General features: G+C 38.8%; 21 protein-coding genes. 15 read left to right on the top strand and 6 right to left on the bottom strand.

Annotated elements, in window-relative coordinates; genetic code table 11:
• The first annotated feature begins 141 nt into the window (after nt 1–141).
• From ABFX33_RS18370 to ABFX33_RS18340, 7 genes are read left to right on the top strand one after another with little or no spacing between them, the layout of a single operon-like run.
• Nucleotides 142–1,275, top strand: a complete 1,134-nt coding sequence (locus ABFX33_RS18370; protein WP_346087352.1) for an NAD(P)/FAD-dependent oxidoreductase — start codon at nt 142–144, stop codon at nt 1,273–1,275.
• Nucleotides 1,266–1,979, top strand: coding sequence for a methyltransferase domain-containing protein (locus ABFX33_RS18365; protein WP_120259157.1), 714 nt, complete (start codon nt 1,266–1,268; stop codon nt 1,977–1,979). The genes ABFX33_RS18370 and ABFX33_RS18365 overlap by 10 nt, the downstream gene beginning before the upstream one ends.
• Nucleotides 1,976–3,028 carry a type III polyketide synthase gene (locus ABFX33_RS18360; RefSeq protein WP_346087349.1) on the top strand — a complete coding sequence of 351 codons (1,053 nt, stop codon included), beginning with the start codon at nt 1,976–1,978 and terminating at the stop codon, nt 3,026–3,028. The genes ABFX33_RS18365 and ABFX33_RS18360 overlap by 4 nt, the downstream gene beginning before the upstream one ends.
• A 17-nt stretch (nt 3,029–3,045) precedes the next feature.
• Entirely contained in the window at nt 3,046–3,483 is a 438-nt protein-coding gene (locus ABFX33_RS18355) for a 3-hydroxyacyl-ACP dehydratase FabZ family protein (RefSeq protein WP_120259159.1), read from the top strand.
• Nucleotides 3,480–4,751, top strand: a complete 1,272-nt coding sequence (locus tag ABFX33_RS18350; RefSeq protein WP_346087347.1) for a beta-ketoacyl-[acyl-carrier-protein] synthase family protein — start codon at nt 3,480–3,482, stop codon at nt 4,749–4,751. The genes ABFX33_RS18355 and ABFX33_RS18350 overlap by 4 nt, the downstream gene beginning before the upstream one ends.
• Nucleotides 4,752–4,755: 4 nt before the next feature.
• Nucleotides 4,756–5,010: an acyl carrier protein gene (locus ABFX33_RS18345; protein WP_346087345.1), complete on the top strand. Its 255-nt coding sequence runs from the start codon at nt 4,756–4,758 to the stop codon at nt 5,008–5,010.
• The gene (locus ABFX33_RS18340) at nt 5,007–5,513 is read left to right on the top strand and encodes a 4'-phosphopantetheinyl transferase family protein (RefSeq protein ID WP_346087343.1); all 507 of its coding nucleotides are present in this window, start codon (nt 5,007–5,009) and stop codon (nt 5,511–5,513) included. Before ABFX33_RS18345 ends, ABFX33_RS18340 begins: the two co-directional genes overlap by 4 nt.
• A 166-nt stretch (nt 5,514–5,679) precedes the next feature.
• On the opposite strand, the gene ABFX33_RS18335 is transcribed toward ABFX33_RS18340, so the two are convergent.
• The 4 genes from ABFX33_RS18335 to ABFX33_RS18320 form a co-directional block, all read right to left on the bottom strand.
• Nucleotides 5,680–7,275, bottom strand: a complete 1,596-nt coding sequence (locus ABFX33_RS18335) for a RagB/SusD family nutrient uptake outer membrane protein (RefSeq protein ID WP_120257061.1) — start codon at nt 7,273–7,275, stop codon at nt 5,680–5,682.
• A gap of 10 nt (nt 7,276–7,285) precedes the next feature.
• Nucleotides 7,286–10,543, bottom strand: a complete 3,258-nt coding sequence (locus ABFX33_RS18330) for a SusC/RagA family TonB-linked outer membrane protein (protein ID WP_346087340.1) — start codon at nt 10,541–10,543, stop codon at nt 7,286–7,288.
• A gap of 147 nt (nt 10,544–10,690) precedes the next feature.
• On the bottom strand, nt 10,691–11,884 hold the full coding sequence (locus tag ABFX33_RS18325; RefSeq protein WP_346087338.1) for a FecR family protein: 1,194 nt from the start codon (nt 11,882–11,884) through the stop codon (nt 10,691–10,693).
• A gap of 66 nt (nt 11,885–11,950) precedes the next feature.
• Nucleotides 11,951–12,463, bottom strand: a complete 513-nt coding sequence (locus ABFX33_RS18320) for a sigma-70 family RNA polymerase sigma factor (RefSeq protein WP_120257063.1) — start codon at nt 12,461–12,463, stop codon at nt 11,951–11,953.
• 530 nt (nt 12,464–12,993) lie between these two features.
• Between ABFX33_RS18320 and ABFX33_RS18315 the strand changes: the two genes are divergently transcribed.
• The 4 genes from ABFX33_RS18315 to ABFX33_RS18300 all read left to right on the top strand — a co-directional run bounded on the left by ABFX33_RS18315 (nt 12,994) and on the right by ABFX33_RS18300 (nt 15,744).
• A complete protein-coding gene (locus tag ABFX33_RS18315) occupies nt 12,994–13,521 on the top strand; it encodes a hypothetical protein (RefSeq protein WP_257091476.1) in 528 nt (175 codons plus the stop codon).
• Nucleotides 13,522–13,627: 106 nt separating this feature from the next.
• A complete protein-coding gene (locus ABFX33_RS18310; protein WP_120257064.1) occupies nt 13,628–14,023 on the top strand; it encodes a VOC family protein in 396 nt (131 codons plus the stop codon).
• Nucleotides 14,024–14,309: 286 nt separating this feature from the next.
• Nucleotides 14,310–15,224, top strand: a complete 915-nt coding sequence (locus tag ABFX33_RS18305) for a hypothetical protein (protein WP_346087335.1) — start codon at nt 14,310–14,312, stop codon at nt 15,222–15,224.
• A 94-nt stretch (nt 15,225–15,318) separates the two neighbouring features.
• Complete coding sequence (locus ABFX33_RS18300; RefSeq protein WP_346087333.1) at nt 15,319–15,744, top strand: DUF3995 domain-containing protein; 426 nt, start codon at nt 15,319–15,321, stop codon at nt 15,742–15,744.
• A gap of 248 nt (nt 15,745–15,992) precedes the next feature.
• Here ABFX33_RS18300 and ABFX33_RS18295 read toward each other — a convergent pair whose 3' ends face one another.
• Both ABFX33_RS18295 and ABFX33_RS18290 read right to left on the bottom strand, forming a co-directional pair.
• A complete protein-coding gene (locus ABFX33_RS18295; protein WP_282253790.1) occupies nt 15,993–17,579 on the bottom strand; it encodes a discoidin domain-containing protein in 1,587 nt (528 codons plus the stop codon).
• Nucleotides 17,580–17,791: 212 nt separating this feature from the next.
• Nucleotides 17,792–18,508, bottom strand: a complete 717-nt coding sequence (locus tag ABFX33_RS18290; protein WP_346087331.1) for a DUF3667 domain-containing protein — start codon at nt 18,506–18,508, stop codon at nt 17,792–17,794.
• 203 nt (nt 18,509–18,711) lie between these two features.
• Between ABFX33_RS18290 and ABFX33_RS18285 the strand changes: the two genes are divergently transcribed.
• From ABFX33_RS18285 to ABFX33_RS18270, 4 genes are all read left to right on the top strand, one after another.
• Nucleotides 18,712–19,467, top strand: coding sequence for a helix-turn-helix domain-containing protein (locus ABFX33_RS18285; protein WP_257091470.1), 756 nt, complete (start codon nt 18,712–18,714; stop codon nt 19,465–19,467).
• A 92-nt stretch (nt 19,468–19,559) separates the two neighbouring features.
• Nucleotides 19,560–20,159, top strand: a complete 600-nt coding sequence (locus ABFX33_RS18280) for an NAD(P)H-dependent oxidoreductase (RefSeq protein ID WP_346087330.1) — start codon at nt 19,560–19,562, stop codon at nt 20,157–20,159.
• 129 nt (nt 20,160–20,288) lie between these two features.
• A complete protein-coding gene (locus ABFX33_RS18275; protein WP_346087328.1) occupies nt 20,289–21,410 on the top strand; it encodes a vWA domain-containing protein in 1,122 nt (373 codons plus the stop codon).
• A gap of 65 nt (nt 21,411–21,475) precedes the next feature.
• On the top strand, nt 21,476–22,942 hold the full coding sequence (locus ABFX33_RS18270; protein WP_346087326.1) for a sigma 54-interacting transcriptional regulator: 1,467 nt from the start codon (nt 21,476–21,478) through the stop codon (nt 22,940–22,942).
• Nucleotides 22,943–23,576 lie beyond the last annotated feature (634 nt).

The raw sequence follows: 23,576 nt of genomic DNA, 5'->3' as shown, positions 1-23,576 counted from the left end.
AGGCTTGTGAGTTACATTGCTGAGTGTGCTTATTTTTTAGCGTTATTTTGTTTGAATCAAACGGGATTGACCAATTGGAGACTGTAATGACTTATGAAGATGATATGTTAAAGATTACCAATGTAAAGCGAATTGTGACTTATGGCAGTGAATCCTGATGTGATAATTATAGGTGGCGGTCTTGCCGGGCTCACGAGTGCACTTCATCTGTCCAAACAAGGATTAAAAGTAACATTAGTCGAAAAGCACAACTATCCTCACCATAAAGTGTGTGGAGAATATCTTTCCAATGAGATTGTACCCTATTTGTGCTGGCTTAACGCCAATATAAATGAATTGCATCCAACCTATATTCAACATCTTAAATTCACGACGCAAAATGGAAAATCGGCTCAGGTCAAATTGCCCTTGGGCGGTATCGGCGTAAGCCGGTATTGTTTGGACGATTTCTTATACCACAAAGCAAAAGCAAATGGATGTACGATTGTGATAGCCAGCGTTTCTGGAATATCTTTTAGTGACGATATATTTGAGGTTTCGGTTCAAGATCAGATTTTGAGAGCAAAGATTGTGCTTGGTGCTTTTGGAAAACGTGCCAATATCGATCAGATTTTAGCTCGTGATTTCATGAAAAAGACATCGAAATGGATGGCGGTTAAAGCACATTATTCAGGTGATTTTCCGGACGGCCTAATTGCGTTGCATAATTTTCCGGGAGGATACTGCGGCATTTCAAAAATCGAGCATAATGCGATAAATTTATGTTATTTAACAGATGTAGAGACGTTTAGAAAATATAAAAATGTCGTCGATCATCAGAAGCATATCTTGTTTACGAATAGTCATCTAAAATGTTTTTTTGAACGCAATACGGTACTTTTTGATAAACCACTTACCATTAGCCAGATTTCATTTGAAAAAAAAACAGTGATAGAAGATCATATCCTGATGGTCGGCGATGCGGCGAGCCTGATCCACCCCTTTTGCGGTAATGGGATGGCGATGGCGATACACAGTGCAAAAATAGCTTCCGAACTTATTGTGGACTATTATGCTGGCAAAATAATCTCACGTGAAGGACTGGAAAAACGTTACATCAACCAATGGCGAAAAAACTTTGCGAGACGCCTATTTTTCGGAAGGATTTTAGCAACAGTGCTACGATACGAAGTTGGTATTAGGGTCTTAATGTGGCTTGCCACAATTTTTCCCCCAGGGTTGACATGGATAATCAAACAAACTCACGGAAATATGAAGCAAATAAAATGGGAATAAATACAAAGTTTAGAACTAAGAAAAACGAAATTATGGACGATTTTTCACTTGAAGGTGATGAACTCCGCATTACTTTGGACGAAATATCGAAAATAAATCATTTTTTGGGGGGCAACAAGATTACTTTAGATGGCGTCCGGACATTGTTGTTAAAAGCCGATACAACCAAAACACTAACCATTGTCGATATCGGCTGCGGTAATGGTGAGATGTTACGTATGTTGAGCGACTATGGTTATAGTAATAATATAGATCTTAAAATAGTGGGAATAGATGCCAATCCATTCACTGTTAACTATGCTCAAGTTTTATCAAAAGATTATCCCAATATTTCATACCTGTGCGGCGATGTATTCGATAAGAATTTTGAAATGGCAAAGTTTGACATTGCACTATGTACTCTTACATTACATCATTTTGATACTGATCAGATTATAGAACTAATAAATATCCTTGTCAAAATTTCAAACCTAGGGATAGTAATCAACGATTTGCAGCGAAGCAAAATTGCCTATCGACTTTTTCAAACCATTTGTGTTGTTTTTAAGTTAAACAATATGACCAAGAAGGATGGACTTATTTCAATATTACGTGGCTTTAAGAAAAATGAGCTTGAGGAGTTCTGCAAACAATTACATTTAAAAAACTATATGGTCCAGTGGAAATGGGCATTTCGTTACCAATGGATAATTTCCAATATATGAATGTTAAAATAATAAGTGTTGCCAAGCAACTGCCCAAATACTCCAGCACAACTGCTGAAATACTTCCGCTATTGGATATATGGCTTAAGGGCCAGGAGCACCGGTTTATAAAAAAAGTAAAGAAACTTTTTGAGGGCTCGGCTGTCGACAGAAGGTATGCTATTATGGATCCGAATGAGGTTTTTACTGCAACATCATTCGAGGAGAAAAATAATATTTACATGCGGGAAGCCATAGTATTAGGTGAGGAAGCACTTCGTAAGGCTCTCGAAAAGGTAGGATGGACACCCCAATCTCTGGATTATATCATCACCGTCAGCTGTACAGGGATTATGATACCTTCATTGGACGCATATCTTATCAATAAGATGAAGCTCCGGCAGGATATTGTCAGGCTGCCAGTTACTGAAATGGGTTGTGTTGCTGGAGTTTCCGGTATTATTTACGCCAAAAATTTCTTGCAGGCCAATCCTGGAAAACGTGCTGCTGTAATTGCCGTCGAAGCACCAACAGCAACCTTTCAGCTGTCAGACTTTTCAATGTCCAATATAGTTAGCGCTGCGATATTTGGAGATGGCGCCGCCTGTTGTTTACTTTCATCTCATGAAGCAGATCGAGGACCTGTGATACTTGACCAACAGATGTACCATTTTTATGATACTGAAGATATTATGGGTTTCAAGCTAACAAATGGCGGTATGCAGATGATATTGGATGTTGAGGTTCCCAATGTGATCGCATCGCATTTTGATGCAGTCATACATCCATTTTTACAGGAGAATAGTTTAGAAATTGAAGACATAAAGTATATGATTTTTCATCCTGGAGGTAAAAAGATTGTCGCAACAATGGAGCAGATTTTTGCCGAGTTTGGCAAAGATATTACAGATACCAAGGCCGTTCTGGCCCAGTATGGCAATATGTCAAGTGCTACAGTTCTTTATGTTCTCGAGCGTATCATGGCACGCGAGCCTCAGGCCGGAGAACTAGGGTTAATGTTGAGTTTTGGCCCCGGTTTCTCAGCACAGCGAGTTTTATTACAATGGTAACCTTAAAAAACAAGTCGATGGATTTGAATGATATTATTGCGCAATTGCCTTATGGGGAGCCATTTTTATTTGTGGATGAATTGGTGCATGTAGATGAAGAAGGTATTATAGGAAACTATACTTTCAATGAAAATCTGGATTTTTACAAAGGGCATTTTTGCGGTAATCCAATTACTCCCGGCGTTATTTTGACCGAAGTAATGGCTCAGATAGGGCTGGCCTGCTTTGGAATTTATTTGCTCGGTAGTGATTTAAACAATGGTATTGCGATGGCATTGACCTCAAGTGAAATACAATTCTTAAAACCGGTGTATCCTAAGGAAAAGGTTACCGTTTTTTCGGATAAGATATATTTTAGGTTCGGGAAGCTCAAGTGCGCTGTCACATTGAAAAACGAAGCTGGATATGAGGTTTGTAAAGGAACCCTGTCAGGTATGATGAAGAGGGAGCTATGAATAGAGTTGTAATAACTGGACTAGGGGTGGTTGCCCCAAACGGAGTAGGAGTAACCGCCTTTTCAAGGGCCATAAAAAATGGACTTTCGGGGATAACGCATGATCCTCTACTGGAAAGGCTACAATTCTCTTGCCAGATAGCTGGAACGCCAGCGATATCTGAAGATCTCAAAAGACAGTATTTTACCGACTTAGAACTGAGAGGATTTAATAGCACCGGAATATTGTACGGCGTCATTGCTGGTATGCAAGCATGGGCAGATGCAGAGCTACCAATAGATGTTTCTTCTGAACCGGATTGGGATAGTGGAACTGTTTTTGGTTCAGGTACCTCCGGCATAGATAAATTTCGTGAAAGCATTTATAAAGTAGACGATCTGCAAACACGGAGGCTAGGAAGTACAGTAGTGGCACAGACGATGAACAGTGGAGTCAGTGCATACCTAGGGGGAAAACTCGGGCTTGGAAATCAAGTGACAACCAATTCATCAGCCTGTGCTACGGGTACGGAAGCCATTCTGATGGCTTATGACCGCATTCGTTCGGGAAGAGCAAAACGGATGGTAGCAGGAAGTACAGGAGATAGTGGCCCTTACATCTGGGCAGGCTTCGATGCCCTGCGGGTCTGTAGCTCTCAATATAATGAACATCCACAACAAGGGGCCCGGCCAATGAGTGCAACGGCCGGAGGGTTTGTCCCCGGTAGTGGAGCAGGTGCTTTACTATTAGAAGATTTAGAAAGCGCCTTGTCGCGTGGTGTAAAGATATATGCAGAATTGCTTGGGGGCCAGGTCAATTCGGGAGGTCAGCGTGGAATGGGGAGCATGACAGCTCCTAATAGCGATGCTGTGCAACGATGCATCATTGATGCACTTAAAAATGCTGGCATTTCTGCTATGGATATTGATGCCATCAATGGGCATCTTACTGCAACAGCCAAGGACGCGCTCGAGATAGAAAATTGGACTAAGGCGCTTGAACGTAACGGGAAAAACTTCCCTTACATCAATTCGCTCAAAGGCTTGATCGGACATTGCCTCAGCGCGGCAGGTAGTATTGAATGTGTCGCTACAGTATTGCAACTGTACGAAGGGTTCTTGTTCGGTAATAGCAACTGTAATGACCTACATCCCGACATCGCTGCTCTTATAGATCCGCTGAAAGTACCGCTGAGAACAACCTACTTGAGACCTAATATTGTAGCCAAAGCCAGTTTTGGCTTTGGTGATGTAAATGCCTGTCTAATATTTAAAAAATTTAATAACTAAGTCTATGAACAGAGAAGAACTAATTGACGCATTAAGGCCTATCATAGCACCATATACTACAAATGATGACGCTTTTGGGAACCTTAGCGAGAATACTGATTTCATTCACGACCTCCAAATCAATTCTGCCAATCTGGTTGATATAGTATTGGATATTGAGGAAAAATTCGATATTATTATTGATAATTTCGATATGGAACGCATGCTCAATGTAAAGGCAGCTATTGATATTATAGCAAGCAAACTTCAAATGAAATGATTGGTAATGACGTCATCGATCTGGCGCAATCCCGCAAAGACAGTAATTGGCGACGTAGGGGATTTATTCCGAAATTATTTGGTGCTAATGAGCAATTGTTAATAGCAAGTAGTCCAGATCCCGAGACTACGCTATGGCTCTTATGGAGTATGAAAGAGGCAGCTTATAAGATATGGAATAGAGAAACCAAGGTCAGGAAATACATGCCTAAAAAACTGATTTGTACAATATTCCGGCAGTCGATCACTAAAGCTTATGGCCGGGTTGTTTGTGAAGGGAATATTTACTATACAGAAACAATTCTTGCGCCTGATTTTGTACATTCCATAGCCGTTAGCGTTCTTAGTCTTCTAGACTACGTTATTGAAATCGAAAAAAATGAAATTGTCAAAGACCATTTTGGCATTCCATATGTTGCTGTAGAGGGGGGGACAGAACTATTTGCAGCTTCAGTAAGCAATCATGGTCGTTTTGAAAAAGTTGTTGCTATTTTGCGCATATAAGGTAAGCTACTTCTTGGCATTGCTCGGAAAGGTCTCTCTTTTCGCTTAGGTAGGCTATTCCTATTAAAAGTTGTGTTGAACAAAAGAAAAATAAAAATGCAAAAGCGACATTCCATAGGGCATGCCGCTTTTGCAATATCGGATAAAAGAATATTGTTGTATTGGATTAGTAGCCCGGATTTTGCACCAAGTTAGGTTCTACCTGAAAACTACTTTCGTGAAATGGCCATAGGTATTGGTGATTTAAGAACTTTCGATCCTCAATTTTAAGTACCTCAGACTGTCCAGCACCATTCAAACGCATGTGACCGAGAGCTGCTTGATTAAGTACCGTTTCTGCCGTTTTCCAGCGCAAGATATCGCTATAGCGTAATCCTTCGCCAGCAAATTCGATTCTTCTTTCGTTGCGGATGAGCGCAATCCATTCCTGCTGTGATTTTGCAACCAAATTGACATCCGCAATGCTCATATCAAGTCCGGCTCTTTTGCGAATTTGGTTGATACAACTCTTAGCCAGTTCATCTATTTCATTCAACATAATCTTAGCTTCGGCATAGGTTAAAAGTACTTCGGCATAGCGGGCTAAAGAAAAATGCATATTTCCACCAGTACGGAACGCATCGGCTTGGTCCACAAATTTCTTAAACCAGTATCCCGATCTACTACTGCGTAGGTTTTGGTAGTAAAAAGCGCTTTTGGAATCATAGATGTCTATTTTTTCATTATTGAAGAGATCGCCATGACCAAATACACTGGCTTCATACCGTGGATCGCGGTTTAATTTTGGATTAAGCTCATAGGCTTGCTTGCTGTGTAATGGACAGTTGTCAATTGGTCGCCCCTGTAAAGTCCAATAACTATCCACGAGTGCTTTTAGAGGAACGACATAAGATTGTCCATTTCCGGTTCGATATTGTGGTGCCAGATGTTGAAATGACGCCGTTGCTGAGTTGTTATGACTCTCCATATCGAACTTGATGATAAATTCCTTGTTGGTTTTATCTGCTTGATAATTAAATAGATTGGCGTATTGAGGGTGCAGTTGATATTTTCCACTATCCATTATTTCCTTAGCAAGCCTCGCCGCCAGTTCGTACCTTCCATTATAGAGCGCATAGCGCATAACCAATGTTTTAAAGGAATACTTATTGAACATATATGCATTTGTAGTACCTTCATTTTCCGGAAGTCTATTGGCGACATCTTCACTCATTTCAAAGAGCTTGTCGAGGATTTCGGCTTTAGGGGTCACAGCTGGTGTTGCCTCTTCCAGTTTAACAGGAGTAAGCACAAAAGGGACATTACCCCAAAATTCTGTGATCCTGAAGTAATGCCAGATGCGCAAACCTTCAAGAATTGCTTTATACCTTTGCCGCGTAGATTCATTTTCGACATAGGGTACATCAACATTTGCCAAATAGGTGTTAATGCGTCCTATATGCTGATTGTGTAAATTCCAGTAATAAACAGCTAAAGCAGAGTTGCTGGTCATATTGCCGTTGGCAATGATCATATGGTGGTCTGTCTCAATGCGGGCATAAGCATTGTCCGAACGACCTTCGGTCATATAAAAAAGGAGACGACGTTCACCAGGACCCATAAAAGCATCCAAATAGCTGCTATAGACCACACGACGTAAATCCTCCTCTGTGTTAAAAAACTCATCAAAGGAAGTTGCTGTTGGATCTCGTTTATCAAGAAATTTTTCGCAGCTACTAAGTGTCGCCAATGCTATTATCAGGGTAATAATTTTCTTTTTCATTGTTATGATATTAAAAAATGCTCGCACTTAATCCAAAACTGTATGTTGCCATCCGTGGGTAATTTCCATTACCGCTACCGATCCGCTCAGGGTCTAGTCCTTCCCACTTTGTCAAGGTGAATACATCCTGGGCGTTTACATAAATCCGTAGGTTTTTGACACTTTTACCAATGGATGGAAAAGTGTATCCAAGTTGAAGTGATTTAACACGGAAATAGGCCGCATTGCTGAGCCATACATTACTCAAAAGTGTGTTCGGCGTAGAGCCTGTCCATAAACGTGGGAAACGGCTATTTGGATTTTCCGGACTCCAATGGTCGGCAACATATTCAACACGTGGCGCCCCTAGATCATTGCTGTTTCCATCTACATAAACTGGATAGGCTTCCTGACCAGCTAGCCTACCAGTTCTCTTACCTACACCTTGACCTAACGCAGAAAAATCCCAGCGTTTATAATGCAGGTCAATATTGATAGCGTAATTGTAATAGGGAAGTGGATCCGCCAGATAAACACGGTCATTGTCGTTAATGAGACCATCCTGGTTTTGATCGACATAGCGGATATCACCAGGTCTAGAATTGGGCATTTTTGCTGCTGTTTCATCAATTTCTTGTTGATTCTGAAAGTAGCCATTTGATTGAAAGCCATAATAATTATTGATTGGGATCCCTTTATACCATATCTGATCATTATTGCCTTTGAAAATCAAGCGGTCATTTTCATTATAGCCAGCCTTGAGTATGCGATTGCGATTATTGAATAGCATCGCACCGACCTTATAGGAGAAATCATCTTTCTTGTCAGACCAGTTTATCGAAACTTCCCAGCCATTATTCTCTACCGCACCAATATTTACTGCTGAGACTAAGGTGTATGAGCCTGTTAGGGGCGGAACAGCAAATTGATCATAGATTAAATCATACGAATTCTTATGGTATACCTCGGCTGTTAAAGAAAGTCTATTTTTGAAGGCATTCATATCGAGACCAAGATTCCATTGTTTTTGTTTCTCCCATGAAAAATTAGAATTAGGAACGCGCATTGTCCATCCCCAAGTATTGACAGATTCCTGCCACAGATACGGGGCTACATTTTCATTACCAATTAAACCGTATGAGGCACGGATTTTAATATTGTTGATCGCCTCGGATTCGAGAATAGGTTTGAAAAAGCGTTCATTATGCAGGTTCCATGCAAAGGCCCCTGATGGAAAGAATCCCCAGCGATGACCCGGTGCAAATTTACTGCTTCCATCCGAACGACCTGTTAATTCAAATATATAACGGTTATCAAATGAATAGTTTAATTTACCAAAAAAAGAAGCCTTGCTAATTTCTCTAAAATCGGTGAAGGTATAGCTCATGATCTCAGAACCTGCGGTGAGATAGATTTTGTCTTTGTCCTGACGTAGTTCTTTATTGTAATTTACCAATGCTCGCGCAGTCAGCTGGCTCTCACTTACTCCCTGTGAGGCATTCACATCGTTACCCCATATGCTGATTGGCGCCCCTTTTTCATCAAAGAATTTATAGGTTAATCGCTTTTGTTTGTCGGCAGATTTATTGATCATGTATGATACATTTCCTTCGATATTTAGGTTACTGTTAATATTGTATTTAGGTCGGAGATTGATCGTACTACGGTCATGCATATAGTTTTTGGTACCACCATGTTTAATCGAAGCTATCGGATTAATGTTGTTATGCAGAATGAATGGTTCAGGCCTGTCTACATCATAGTAGATCTGTTGTGTTGGGTTTAGGCGCCAGGCTTGTTGATAGAGCCCGTGACCATCATCATTTGCCATCAGCCTATTGACTTGTAAACGATGCGCGTAAAAATCGGCCATCAAAACAAATTTATCTGCAATATTGATATTTGTGTTGAATCTGGCCGAGAATTTTTGCGTCCCTTCAATATTGTTAAGGCCATTTTCCTTAATATGACCCAACATCAGGTTAAAAGTACCTACACCTCCACCACCAGAAATACTAGCGTTGTTGTTGATTGCTGTAGAGGTGCGTTCCATTATTTCATCCAGCCAGTTAACTCCTTTTATTTTTCCACTCGCATATTGTTCAATTGTTTCATCAGAATAGATCGCTGGTTGCCCTTGTTGGATCAGTGTTTCATTTCGCAATTTCATAAAATCAACTGCGCCAACAAATTCTGGAAGATCTATCGGTTTGTTTATTGCATACCAGTTATTTGTAAAAACCTTGAATTGGCCAGTTTGTCCGCGCTCCGTTTCGATGATGATAACGCCATTGGCACCGCGGGAGCCATACATAGACGCTGAAGCCGCATCTTTAAGTACCGTAATACTTTTCACTTGGTTAGGATCGATATCGTGGATACTCTGTTCCATTCCATCTACGATGACCAGAGGATCGGCATTTTGTAGTGTACTGATACCGCGAATAGAAATGGTGCCAGGTACACTGCCAGGAAGGCTATTCCCTCGCATCATTGTAACACCAGCAATTGTTCCCGAAAAGGCATCCTGCATTTTATAGATTGGACGGTTTTTTACTTTTTCCATATCCATTTGGGATACGGAGGAGGCGAGGTGCTTTTTATCGACCTCTGAAAATCCAACGACCACCACCTCTTCAAGCCCAATTTCGTCGTTGTCCATGACGATATTGAGCTCAGTTTTGTTGTTGATGGGAAGTTCAAGTTGCTTAAACCCCACCGCGCTGAAGATCAACGTACCTCTATTTCCATTTGGTAGAGAAAGTTGAAATTCACCTCTAGCATTTGTTGAGGTTCCAATGTTTGTCCCTTTGAGCAAAATGCTGACTGCATTTAATAGATTTCCTTTTGTGTCATGTATTTTCCCTTTAATAGTTCGTTGCTGATACAGCATTTCGCTACTTGATTGATCATCAGGTACATTTTCCTGTTTCCGTTTTATGACGACAGTACCACGATGTACCATGTAATAGAATACGCTATTTTTAAAGAGCTGATCAAGTGTTTTATTCAGGGTTGCATCTGTTATTTCAAGATTTGCTTTTTCATTATTCAGTAAGCCCTCCATAAAGATGAAACGTACTCCTGTCTGCTTGGTGATGTTTTTGAGGACCGTTTCAATCTTTGCATTTTTGGCGTGCAGTGTAATCTGAGCAGAGCTTGAAGCATAGGCACCCATCATGGATGTTGCTAATAATATTCCTGTCAGTTTCATTTTGATTAGATTGTTCAAAATTTTTCCTTTGTCTATAGGACAAAGAATTCCTTTTGAATAAAATAAATTATTCATAATTTGGTAGAGAATTAATAGTTTATGATCAGTTGTTAATTCAGTTAGATGCAGGAGTATTGGAGTACTTCTGCATTCTTTTTCATACAATATTTAGGTATTTATCTTCTTACATATTATAAGTCCTCCTTTTCTTAGTTAGATAGTTTATTTATTTTTGTCAGTCAGTTTGTTAACGATTAATTTTTCTTTGTCGATTGTTAACTGATAGCCGGTCAGGTCTTTCAGTAGATTACAGACCTCTGCAAGGGTCACATCTCTTTTTATACCTCCTTTGTAACGCCTTTTGTCTAATGAAACGTTGGATTCAATGTTGATACCATACCATCTGCTTAATTCATCGAGAATCTGCTGCATATTTTTATTATCGAAATAGAAATAGCCGTCTTTCCATGCCGTTGCTTCTTCCATATCTGGTATAGGAAAGGCTACCAATTGACTGTTAACCATTTTTACTCCATTTCCAGCATCTATAAAAATCTCTTTTTCTTGTCCATTGACTTTTAGGCGTCCTTCTGTTAATAGTACTTTGGCGTTGGGCTTATAGGAATTGATATCAAAAGCTGTTCCTATAGCTTGAATACTAAGGTCATTAGCCTCTATGATGAATGGTCGTTTTGTGTCCTTGGCAACTTCAAAATAAGCTTCACCTTTTAATGTTACCTTCCGTTCATTTTCAGTGAAATTTGCTTTATAAATCAGTTCTGATTCCGAATTCACCCATACACGTGTACCATCACTTAGCGTTATCGCTATAGTAGATCTCTTGGGCACAATTAAGGTGTGTATCGGGTTAGACTCTTCGGTTTTGAGCTGTGAGTATAGTAATTTTCCATCTTTTAATTCGATACCTTGAGAGAGGCTTTGATCGACTTGTTTATTCATTAAGTTAATGTCTTCTTTTCCTTTAATCTTCAGGATAGCACCGTTTTCCCCTGGAAGGACATCATTTTTCTGTCCATAGACCTTATCTGGGATAAGATAATTGATAGGTTTTAGATAGGATTTCCAGATCCAAACAAAAGTAAAGAGTAATAATAGTGCAGCAGCTACTCCGATAGTAGTTTTCCATTTTCCATTCCACCTACGATAATTTGGAGCAATTTTTCTTTCATTATATTTGGTTTTTAAAATTTCCCACTCCTGCTCTAGATCGGTGCTGCGTAAATCAAATGGAACTTGGATATCCGTATTCGCAAGACGGTGGCGTAAACTATCCTTTGCCTGGGGATATTTTTCCAACAAACGTTTTAGCTCATTTTCCTGTGCAGTAGATAATTGTCCATCTTTCAGGAGTAATGAAGCCAATTCAGCCAATACTATTTTATCGGTTTCTATCATAATTCAATAACTAAATAACTTGAGGAATCAAAAAGGGTGACTCGGGATAAAAAAAAAGAATAATCTTTAAAACAAAAGGAAGTTTAAAATTAAATTTAGGAATTTGGTTTTCAAAAGGTTTATTGCACGCATGCGTTGGGTTTTTACGGTGTTGACGGACACATCCAATTCCTGTGCTACCTCGTCATATTTCATGCCATCCAAGTAGATTAAACGGCAGATTCGCTGACAGCCTTCAGGTAATTGGTCAAGTTCGCGGTGTAATGCGCCAATCAGTTCGGAATTGATAAGATCGTCCAGGATATTATGATTGTCGGATTCTTCTACAGTGATGGAATTGCGTATCTTATCAAATACCATATCCCGTCGTTTGGTGTTCATTGCCATATTTTTTACGGAGGTGTAGAGAAAACTTTTGATAACCCGTTCTCCTTTCTCCAATAGCTCTGGTCTATCCATTAGGACAATAAAAGCATCTTGTACAATATCCTTGGCTATTTCCTCCGAGTTGACCCATGGAAAGGCAAACGTACAGAGCTGTAGAAAATATGTTTTAAAATAATATTCGATGGATAACATTACCTAGCTATTTTTTAAAAATATAGCTATTATACAAAAATATTGGGAACAATGTGCTTAATTCATACAAAGCGATACCAGAGCTGTTTTTGCCAATAAATAATTGAAATGAACATTTTTAAGCGTTGTTTTTTTGCTTTAGTGGGATGATTCGGCTGTTGTTTTTATCTTGTTTGCTCTAAAATTGTAACAAAAAAAGTTTTGTATTTATCCCAAGAAACTTCCAACATCGGCTACAATTATTTCACCAGTTTTGAATCCTGCGCGGATTTTCCTCTTTTCCAGTTCAGTTAGATACCTTAGGGATTTGTTCTGAATGTTCCTATGCATACTGTATTCACTCTTATCGGTGCAAGCTCAAATCCAGGTGGACCGTAAGGATCTCAGCAGCAGTTGCATGTCATGGGTTGGCTCTGGCTTAATCCAAGTCTAAAAATCAACTTTAGACCTAAAAAAACCATCATTTTCAGGGATATTTTAGTTTGATGCCTTTAGTTACTTTTGATATCTAATATGATTAAAATAGTGCGATGAAACAGATCCTGGTTTTAATTTCCTTTGTAGCATTTGCTGGCTGTAAAATCAATACACAGAAATTGCAGATTTCTGCTATTCAAACCGTACCAAAACGAGTGGCAAAAGAGAATTCCGAAACTGGTACAACATATACTTTTACAAGCCGTAATGAAATAACAGAGCGGCTCGCATCCCAGATTTTTATGCTTTCCAAAACTGTTGAAACGCTAAAATTTCGTCTACAAGGAAATATTAATTCCAGTGGACATACGATGAGTCGGGTCAGAAAAATTCGTTTCGAAAAAGGCGAACAATATGGTAATACCATTACACTGCGCTACTTTGTTGAAATCAAGAAAATTCCTGGCAAGGAAAATGCAGATGTACGCGGTTATAATTATACAAAAGATGAAACGTATAAAATACCGAATGATGTTAAATTGATACAAATCGAATTGTATGAAGATCGACTTAATGACACATCAATTATCAATCCAGCGCTCATCGCTCAACATACCTTTAATTTTTTTGCGAAAATATAAAGGCGTGCTTGTTTGACAAAGCAAGAGGAATAGGAAAAACTTGTCCCATGACAATCTTTAATCTGTTGAAAACCATTAACTTTATGCTGTACAAAAATGAGATAATATGAAACCTAAAATGATATGGGCCAATTTGGCGGTTGCTAATCTGGAACGCACACAGAAATTTTATGAAGTACTGGGATTTAAACCCAATAATCCCCATACTTCTAATGACCTGGTCAGCTTCTTTTTTGGGGAAAATGATTTTATAATTCATTTTTTTCTGAAAAATATACTGGAATCGAATGTAAAAGATGTCAATTTTGGCGATTCTCAGATAAGCAATGAGATCATATTCACACTTTCCGCAGAAAGCAAAGAACAAGCAGATCAATGGGCTAATGAAGTTGAAAGTGCTGGGGGAACGATTGTATCCAAACCGACCAGTTTCGGTAATAACTATTATGGATTTGTCTTTGCTGACCCTGATGGTCATAAGTTTAATGTCTTCAAGATGTAGCTAATTTAACATTAGGCCCTATTGAGAAGGCACATTTGTAATGCTATCCAATCTTTACCCATTACTTTTTCTCTAGGCGCTTGCAAAAGAGATCATAAATTAGCTATTTAAATAGTTTCAAAGCATATTGAATTGTCGTTATAGCTACGGTTTATGATGGTGTGAAAAAATACTTTCAAGGCATGATGTATATTTTAAAAGAAATACCGTGTTTTAAATTTTTATTATTTTTTCTGTAAATATAAATTATAAAATTTATATTTACAGAAAAAATAATTACAATAATATGCGTTTTATTTTCATTGTTATCTTGTCGGTTTTTGCTTTTAGCTGTAAAAAAGACGAAAATAATTTGGGTGGTAAGGATCAGAATATGCTAAAGGCTGGCTTTTCTTACCTGAATCCACAGGGTAAAGAGTTTGGCGACTCATTGATCATTTTACCCGTGTCTGGATCTATTATGAATATCGACAATTCGCTTAGTGCCTATGCTGGGGCAACCTTCAAAAACAATGCGCACTGGACATGGGGCAAAGGTCGCGACTTGACCAAGGATGTCGTTTTATCGTGGAAAGTAATTGATACCAAGGATAACAAATTAGTCAAAACCTCTAACATGGAAGACCTGCAATTAGAACTTTATGAGTTAGGGAAATATAAACTTATACAATATACTTATGCTAGTGTAGCATATAGAGATATAGCTAACCCTTTAGACTCTGTCTCAAAGCTTGTTGAGATTGTCAATAAAAGACAAATTGATTCTATTGGTATTGACTTCCTTTCTTTTAGTAGTCCATATCTTAATTGGAACTTAAATTCGAAGGAGCCCGTTGATGTTTTTGTTTCAATATACAGAAACAAGGGTGAACTTATGCTGGGCAAAGCCCCGCTTTTTAAATCCAAGGTGATCAGGGGTGTTAAGTCAGGTGCAACAGCGTTAAAATTTGATATTCCGGGATCAACTACCTTATCTAGTTTTAGCAAGCCTATCAACTCTGACGATGATCTTCTCATTCAGCTCAATGTTGAGCAAAATGGAACAACATACACATTAATAGATAACGAACGGGGACTGGTCATACAACATCTACAAAGCGGATACTTATCTAAAGATAACAGCCGCCTATTGGAAGAACTTAAATTATCCTATGGGAAAATGGCACTCATTATCAATACATCATATCAATTCATGCAATAATAGGACAGGGGGCTGGCTGATACCATTGTTATATGTTTGGTCAGTATGTATTTAAAGACGGAGCTATTCTAAAGAATATTTTAATATTTATCGAATGGAATTTATATTATCAATAGTAATTGCCAATATCTTTATTTTGCTGGCATTACTTCATCTCTTTTGGGTAATCGGAGGTCAGTGGGGGATTAGTGCTACCATACCTACGGACTTGAATGGAAGAAGGTTATTTAATCCTGGTTGGCAGGGGACTTTACTTGTCGCCATTGGATTATTATTTTTTGCATTGATAAACCTCTCTGCCATTGGGGTGGTAAAGGTTCCTTTCGAGAATCACTATGTTCTTTATGGTATGTATGTGATTAGCGGTATTTTCTTTTTGCGATTTATAGGTGATCTGAAATATGTTGGTATATTTAAAAAGTATAGACAGTCGGTATTTGCATCGCGGGATACCTATATCTATAGTCCGTTATCCCTGTTTTTATCACTTTCCAATGGAATTTTAGCCGTTTTATTATAAGGGATATTGTCCTGTTTTTTTGCTCTCGTATTAATGATCTGTTTGCCCTTAATTTTTAAATTACATAGATCTATATTAGCGGTCGATACCAAATATATTAGAATAAATAAAAGGAGCAGTTCAAAAATCAAAAATGTGCTCCAGGAATTGAATATTTGAAAAAGATAGTGTAGATGGTTGCGAAATAAAAAAAATAGGAGTGTCCGACCTTCGTGGACACCCCTCTATAGGTTTAAGCGAATTGAAGGCTAATTAGAGAAGACTCCAAAGTCCGCAAGGTGTGAATAGAAGAAATCACCCCAGGAATTCACAGACTCTATTTTAAGATAGCGCGTGCTAATTGTTGAATCAAGATTAACATTGATCCAGGAACCAGAAACTTTGCTCAGCTGAGCAGATTTAATTAAGGTCCAACTTGTACCATTGGTGCTGGTATAAATATTAATATCTTTCATCGCTCCATTCAGATTATCGCGGTTTCGAAATGCAAGTCCTTTTACCGACCGTAGAGCACCCATATTCACAGAGAAGAAGTGAGGTTGTGGTGTTTGGGCTGAAGACCATGGTGTATGCCAGATTGTACTTCTGTTCATATCTAACACATTGCTTGCGGGAGCACCAGATTCGTTGCTGTCACTGCCTAAGATTGACCAGCCTGTTGTTGGTAATAGTTTATGAGTGACAACTTTGCTGAGATCAGGAACATTATTGACAAAGTTGTAAGCATAACCTAATGTTGAGCGGCTTCCGTTGACATGCATAAAGCCGATACGCATTTCATAATTTCCATTTAAATCATAAAAATCTGCCAGCGGGCACTCGAATCTGAAACTATCTTGGCCAATGATTTTTGTCGCCCATTGTACTGCATCATAATCATTATTGCCACCAAAAGGTTCCCTGTCATGCCAAACGACGATATCATTTACAGGTTTGGTTGTGGTAAATTTTCCGGAAATAATGATTTTGTCATTGCTGTAGCTTGAGGATAATGAAGTGATCTCCGCAGATGCCGCACCATACCAGTCATTTCTTGTCACAGTGCTAAACACTTGACTGTTATTAAAGGTTGCTGCTGTGGTAGCTGTCAATGAAGTGGTGGAGATTCCATAAGTTGAATTGCCAGACCCCATCAATGCAGTACCTAAAGTCGGAGCCAATGTCTTGTTCATCCGGTTATGGCTAGCATTTAAGCCATGGCCAAGTTCATGAATCATTCCACCTATCCAGACTGTCGCTTTCCAGCCAATATCTCCACCTATCCCGAGGTTTTTGGCATCCAGATTAATGTAATCCAATGCATAACAGGTCGTGCCAGTACCATAGAATGGCGGGCCCCCTGGATTGGCCGGATCGGTATTATAAGTAGGAATAATAATCAGGTTATGCTCACTTTTTTTGAACGTGGGGTTCTGTGCAAAATAGGCATCTACTTCGGACTTTACAGCACCGCTACCACCTGAATAGGGGTAAGTTGACTTACCAAATTTTCCGGCAATGTAATGGATATTGATCAGGGTGTCATTTGTCAGATCCAATCCGAAGGATTTGCGCCCAAAACCCTCGCGGTTCATATTCGAGGCAAACATTTCCTGTGCATCAAGAAGGATTCTACTGATTCGTTTTCTAAAGTTAGGGATTGAATCGACATCATTAGGCACGAAGTAAATGACATTGAGTTTGTACGGATTTTGGCGCCATTCATTCGTAATCGTCGCGCTGGATGCTTTTAGTTTTAGATTTTCACTGTTTTCATCCGTTGGGATGAGCGTCTTATTACACGACGCTACACCCAGAGCCAAGGTGGCAATCAATAAATTTAAAAGTTTTCTCATAATGGTTTATATTGTATAATAATGAATATAAACCATTGAGCTTATTATCTAGAAAAAAAATTATATTTTTTATCCAATATTGTTTAGTCAATCGATTGATAAATGGATTTTAATAATTGTTTTGTAACATTTATTAATTCAGTTGATAAAAATTAAGTTATAAGACGGAGGTGATTTATCCCTTTTATAAATAGATCCGAAAACTATTATTGTCAATGAAAGATAAGATCTATCGTCGAACCAATAATAAAAGCCGTTATTATAAACATTATAAATCCTAAAATATGGGCGACTAATGCTTTTAAATAGCTAGCTATTTTAGGGGGATCGAAAAACTGTCCCATTGCCCAAGCACAGTATATGAATGCAATTTTACTAGCATACATCATGAGATGTATATGGGTAATACCTTCTATTATTGCAAAAACACAATATATTAACATAGTCATTCCCAAAGTAAAACACAACAGGATGATAATTTCAAAGAGATTGAAACCATATTTTCTAAAAAATAGTTTAGCCCAAAATGCAATAAATATCCCTATCATAATATTAGCATAACCATAATGAGTTTGGATCCAGATAAATATAGTGCCTGTAGTGGAGTGTCGGGAATTATAGTAACTAATATATTTGTCTTCGATATGAAAATAATGGCTTACAATCGAGTAGATCAGTGATGTGACAATAATAAAAATAATAGGTTTGACCAAGCGACTTCGATTTTCGGAAATGTAATTCCGTATATTTTTTCCCGGAGTGGTGACTAGTTCTCGAATGGTATATAAAATGCCACGTTCGAAGTGAAGGACGTGTTCGATCTCATGGGCGATATAGTGCGCATCTATCCTTTTTAGGACCGCAGGCTGGCCGCAATTTGGACAAAAATTGGAGATGATATTAGTTTCACAGTTTTTGCAATTTGTCATTTTTAAGGTAATTAAGGCTGTAATGATATGTTTCGGTTTGTTGTTCGCCAAAGCTCTCCGATTAGGGATAATTGTTGTCCACGTAGTCAATAGATTTTTGGCTGCCTATTGATTTCTATTTTGCTCAAAAATATTACAGATTATCATAATAAAAGCTACACCTGAGTGTAGTTTTATTTATTTTTGAAGTATAGAGTTTGAACATGGATGTTAACGATTTATTTTCACCCAAAAATACGGTGGATAGTCTTTCAGCAAAAGATTTAGAACAGACCAAAGATTATATAGAAATAGTTAAAGCTTTCGCACGTATTACTTACCAAAGTATCTATGTGATAGATTATCAATTGAAAGCATTTGAATTTGTTTCAGATAATCCGTTGTTTCTGGCAGGTTTAAGTTCAAAACAGGTTGTTGAGATGGGATACGGATTTTATCAAAAATATGTCCCCGCGACGGATTTTCAGATGCTCATTCAGATCAACAATGCTGGCTTTAATTTCTATGAAAATATTCCATTGGAGGAGCGGAAGCTTCACGTTATATCCTATGATTTTCAAATACAAGATGCAAATAAGAAATATATTTTGATCAATCACAAGTTAACACCGTTTTTTCTAACCGAGAAGGGAAAGATATGGAAGGCCATGTGTATCGTATCTCTATCTTCAAATGTATCTTCAGGAAATGTAACCATAGAAAAACTTCATTCTGATTTATTGTGGGAGCTTGACCTATTGACCGGTAAATGGATCGCCCGTAGAAAAATTAATCTCACAGAACGTGAAATCGAAATATTACGTTATTATCATCGCGGACTTACTATCCACGAAACTTCCGAGAAGATCTTCATTTCAATAGATACGGTGAAATTTCATCGGCGAAAATTATTTGAAAAATTGGGCGTAAGCAATATGAATGAGGCCTTGACCTTTGCTTTGAATAGTAGGTTGTTATGAGTGTTCCGTTGCCAATCTCGTTTTGATTAAACAAAGCGATTCGAAGTTTCGACAAGATTCGCAAAAGAAAATGTAATTCTAATCGTATCATTATGAATATTTTAATTGTTTACAGTCATCCGAGCGAGAAATCCTATACTTTTGAGATATTCACCCATCTGAAGAATATATTGGCAGCCCAAAAATGGAATGTTGAAGTTTCTGATTTATATGCAAATAATTTTCAGGGTATTATGACCGCAACGGAATACCAAAGAGAAGGGAATGCGGATACAGCGCTGCCAGTTCCTAGGGATGTGATTGAAGAGCAGCAAAAAATTGAAAATGCGGACTGTATTATCTTTCTCTATCCGGTCTGGTGGAGCGATTGTCCGGCAATGATGAAAGGTTGGTTTGACCGGGTATATTCGGTTGGCTATGCCTATGGACAAAAGCCAGACTTGCCTAAAATGAAAATAGTCAAATATGGAATAGTCATCTGTACTGCAGGTCATCCCAATAACTTTTTGGAGGAAATCGGCATTGCCCAAAGCATGGAGAAAGTTATGCTTGAGGACAGGTTAGGGAAACGCTTTCAGCACAAGGAAATGCTAATACTAGGGGGCACCTTGGCAATTGACAATGTGCGGGAAAAACATCAGGAACAAGTCAATGAATTAGTGAAAAAGATAGGCATTAACCCGTTGTTGTGATTGGCATAATCGGGACGAAATTTTGAATATACGGCTCTTTATAAGAATTATTATTTCGTAAATTTATTCTATGAAGCGATTCCGATGTCTATAGATAATTAGCTTCTTCATCCTTAATACAACAAATACATGAACAGTACGAAACGAAATAGGGGCTTTCTCTTCACACAATATACCGAGCCGTTTCAGACGCCTTTTGATAAGTTATTTACTATTTTCAAAGAACTGATTACACATACTGCTGGTGATTTTGATGAGGCTATTGATTGGCTGCGACAATTGGACAGAGAGTTCAAATTGACCACTCCAGAATATACGATCGATGATTTCATTGCGGATCTCAAGAACAAAGGATATATCCGAGAAAAATTGGGCTTTGGCGGTGATGGCGGTGTAGATCTTACCTCCAAGCTGGAAAAAGCTTTGCGACAGAATGCGTTAGATCAGATTTTCGGAAAGATGCGAAAAGGAACGTCAGGTAACCATAAAACCAATCATCAGGGGCGGAGCGACGAAAATATGGGCGATTTTAGAAGCTTTCAGTTTGGAGACAGCCTAGAGAAAATCGTATTGACCGAGAGCTTGAAAAATGCACAGATCAATCACGGGATAGGAGAGTTTAGCTTATCAGAAAATGATCTGGTTGTGGAGGATACGCAGTTTAAATCGCAAATGAGTACGGTGTTGATGATTGACATCAGCCATAGTATGATTCTATACGGGGAAGACCGGATCACACCCGCGAAGAAAGTGGCTATGGCCTTATCGGAGCTCATCATCACACGTTATCCCAAAGACTCCCTTGACATCATTGTCTTCGGTAACGACGCCTGGCCGATAGCGATCAAAGATCTGCCTTATCTGCAAGTAGGACCTTTTCATACCAATACTGTCGCTGGCCTTCAGTTGGCAATGGATATACTCAGACGAAAACGGCATGCCAATAAGCAGATCTTTATGATTACTGACGGAAAGCCGAGTTGTTTAAATATGCCGGATGGCACTTACTATAAGAATCCAATGGGTTTGGATCCTTTTATTACCAGCAAGTGCTATAGCATGGCAGCACAAGCCCGAAAGCTGGGGATACCCATTACCACCTTTATGATCACTTCAGATCCTTATCTGCAGCAATTTGTCAATGAATTTACAGCTTCAAACCAGGGCAAAGCATACTACACAGGACTTGGAGATTTGGGCGGAATGATTTTTGAAGATTACGAAGAAAATCGCAAAAAAAGAATACGATAAACACATCGTTTATCGATAATAGGACATCATCTTGCGCAACGTTTGCGCTTCATCATTAGGAATATATGGATTATACGAAGATTACAACATTTGGCGCATTGAAAACATCAGGTTACAAACCTAAGACGATAAAAGAAGAATTGCGCCAGAATCTGATTACAAAAATAAGCAAAGGCGAAAACGTTTTTACTGGTGTACATGGTTACGAGGACACAGTTATTCCCGAACTTGAAAGAGCCATTCTCTCAAAGCATAATATTAATTTTCTAGGTCTTCGTGGTCAGGCAAAGACACGCCTGGCTAGGCTTATGGTTAATCTGCTGGATGAATATATACCTGTGCTACAAGGTTCGGAGATCAATGATGACCCGTTTAATCCTATATCGCGCTACGGGCAGGAATTATTGAAGGAAAACGGGGATGACACCCCGATAAGTTGGCTTCATCGAAGCGACCGTTTTGCTGAGAAACTTGCCACTCCTGATGTGACCGTAGCAGATTTAATCGGTGATGTAGATCCTATCAAAGCCGCTAATCTGCGGTTGAGTTATGCGGACGATCGTGTGATTCATTTTGGCATGATTCCACGGGCAAACCGTTCCATATTTGTGATTAATGAGCTGCCCGATCTTCAAGCCAGGATTCAGGTGGCCCTTTTTAATATCTTGCAGGAGGGGGATATTCAGATTCGTGGATTTAAGTTACGTCTACCATTAGATGTACAGTTTGTGTTCACTGCAAACCCAGAGGATTATACCAATAGGGGAAGTATTGTGACACCGTTGAAGGATCGGATAGGATCCCAGATACTAACACACTACCCCGCATCTGTTGAGGTGGCAAAGACAATTACTGCCCAAGAGACCAATTTGGAAGCTGCGCAGAAGGAGCGAATATACGTTCCCGAGCTGGCTCGTGAATTAATTGAGCAGATCAGTTTTGAAGCCCGAAATAGCGAATATGTTGATGAAAAAAGTGGTGTCAGCGCACGGATGAGCATTACAGCATTTCAAAATCTGTTAAGTACAGCCGAATTGCGTATGCTTAGAAATAAAACAAAAGCGACTGCGGTGCGCTTGAGCGATTTTATGGGTATCGTACCGGCTATAACCGGTAAGGTGGAGCTGGTTTACGAAGGGGAACAGGAGGGGGCTGCTACTGTGGCGTTGCAGTTGATCGAAAATGCAGTAAAAAGTATCTTTCCGATCTTGTTTCCCAAAATTGAGAAGCTTGAAAAGGAAAACGAGCGTTATCCCTATGATGATATCGTTCGTTGGTTTTCGGAATCGGAAGGTATTGAGCTTTCCGATGAACTTACTGATGCGGATTATGAGAGCTTATTAGATCAAATGACACCTATCCAAACGCTGATACAACAATATCAGCCAGAGACCAAGGCAGAGGATCGCTACTTCCTGACCGAATTTGTACTTTGGGGGCTAGCGCTAAATAACAAATTAAGTAAATATAGGTTAGGCAATGGCCTGCAGTTTCAAGATAACTTTCAAGGATATCTGAGAAACAATCTATAACAATCGGATAAAAGTTTCCCTCTGTCAGTTCGAGGGAAGCTTTTTTGTTTTATGTGTTTATCCATTGTAGGATATATAGCAGGGAATAAAGATAAGCCTTGACTGTTTTTCCAAACGAATATAAATCCATTGATAGTGAAATTTGCAGAATATTTAGTCCCTGATTTCTCTCGGCTGCTGGCTGCATACTTTATATTTCGATGACTTTTCCTATATATATTTAATATATTGCTGGGTTCCATTCTTATACGGATTCCGTGCGGCAATATAGGAAAAGATCTTCCTCCAAAATACTATAGCATAATCTGATACAAGTTGAGTATTATCTCCTGCACACGAAGACTCCTGAGGATCACCGATTTCTACCCTATGGATTATCTTTTCTAATTCGAAGCTAATGTTGAATATTAATATGTAGATAATCAAAACCAACAACCAGGACCTAATTTTTAGTGTTATTAATGCCATTCCTAGTAATATATTGATGGTTCCAATAGTTATTCTGAAATAAAGAATAGACTCCAGCTCCATCTCGTACCAGTAACAACTCTTACAAAAATGATATTGATAGAGGGTATGAATATCACTAAAAGTAATTAAACTGTTAAATAGGACCATTAGTACACCGATGATC

It is taken from the genome of Sphingobacterium ginsenosidimutans, from assembly GCF_039536865.1.
Lineage (GTDB): Bacteria > Bacteroidota > Bacteroidia > Sphingobacteriales > Sphingobacteriaceae > Sphingobacterium > Sphingobacterium detergens.
This window is presented reverse-complemented; position numbering and strand designations above follow the sequence as displayed.

What these genes read in the sequence shown, in the direction of transcription:
- ABFX33_RS18360 (WP_346087349.1), top strand. Translation starts at nt 1,976, where the DNA reads ATGAATGTTAAAATAATAAGTGTTGCCAAGCAACTGCCCAAATACTCC.
- ABFX33_RS18290 (WP_346087331.1), bottom strand. Translation starts at nt 18,508, where the DNA reads ATGACAAATTGCAAAAACTGTGAAACTAATATCATCTCCAATTTTTGT.
- ABFX33_RS18275 (WP_346087328.1), top strand. Translation starts at nt 20,289, where the DNA reads ATGAACAGTACGAAACGAAATAGGGGCTTTCTCTTCACACAATATACC.
- ABFX33_RS18330 (WP_346087340.1), bottom strand. Translation starts at nt 10,543, where the DNA reads ATGAATAATTTATTTTATTCAAAAGGAATTCTTTGTCCTATAGACAAA.
- ABFX33_RS18270 (WP_346087326.1), top strand. Translation starts at nt 21,476, where the DNA reads ATGGATTATACGAAGATTACAACATTTGGCGCATTGAAAACATCAGGT.
- ABFX33_RS18305 (WP_346087335.1), top strand. Translation starts at nt 14,310, where the DNA reads ATGCGTTTTATTTTCATTGTTATCTTGTCGGTTTTTGCTTTTAGCTGT.
- ABFX33_RS18370 (WP_346087352.1), top strand. Translation starts at nt 142, where the DNA reads ATGGCAGTGAATCCTGATGTGATAATTATAGGTGGCGGTCTTGCCGGG.
- ABFX33_RS18285 (WP_257091470.1), top strand. Translation starts at nt 18,712, where the DNA reads ATGGATGTTAACGATTTATTTTCACCCAAAAATACGGTGGATAGTCTT.
- ABFX33_RS18350 (WP_346087347.1), top strand. Translation starts at nt 3,480, where the DNA reads ATGAATAGAGTTGTAATAACTGGACTAGGGGTGGTTGCCCCAAACGGA.
- ABFX33_RS18320 (WP_120257063.1), bottom strand. Translation starts at nt 12,463, where the DNA reads ATGTTATCCATCGAATATTATTTTAAAACATATTTTCTACAGCTCTGT.
- ABFX33_RS18300 (WP_346087333.1), top strand. Translation starts at nt 15,319, where the DNA reads ATGGAATTTATATTATCAATAGTAATTGCCAATATCTTTATTTTGCTG.
- ABFX33_RS18335 (WP_120257061.1), bottom strand. Translation starts at nt 7,275, where the DNA reads ATGAAAAAGAAAATTATTACCCTGATAATAGCATTGGCGACACTTAGT.
- ABFX33_RS18340 (WP_346087343.1), top strand. Translation starts at nt 5,007, where the DNA reads ATGATTGGTAATGACGTCATCGATCTGGCGCAATCCCGCAAAGACAGT.
- ABFX33_RS18345 (WP_346087345.1), top strand. Translation starts at nt 4,756, where the DNA reads ATGAACAGAGAAGAACTAATTGACGCATTAAGGCCTATCATAGCACCA.
- ABFX33_RS18315 (WP_257091476.1), top strand. Translation starts at nt 12,994, where the DNA reads ATGAAACAGATCCTGGTTTTAATTTCCTTTGTAGCATTTGCTGGCTGT.
- ABFX33_RS18295 (WP_282253790.1), bottom strand. Translation starts at nt 17,579, where the DNA reads ATGAGAAAACTTTTAAATTTATTGATTGCCACCTTGGCTCTGGGTGTA.
- ABFX33_RS18355 (WP_120259159.1), top strand. Translation starts at nt 3,046, where the DNA reads ATGGATTTGAATGATATTATTGCGCAATTGCCTTATGGGGAGCCATTT.
- ABFX33_RS18365 (WP_120259157.1), top strand. Translation starts at nt 1,266, where the DNA reads ATGGGAATAAATACAAAGTTTAGAACTAAGAAAAACGAAATTATGGAC.
- ABFX33_RS18310 (WP_120257064.1), top strand. Translation starts at nt 13,628, where the DNA reads ATGAAACCTAAAATGATATGGGCCAATTTGGCGGTTGCTAATCTGGAA.
- ABFX33_RS18325 (WP_346087338.1), bottom strand. Translation starts at nt 11,884, where the DNA reads ATGATAGAAACCGATAAAATAGTATTGGCTGAATTGGCTTCATTACTC.
- ABFX33_RS18280 (WP_346087330.1), top strand. Translation starts at nt 19,560, where the DNA reads ATGAATATTTTAATTGTTTACAGTCATCCGAGCGAGAAATCCTATACT.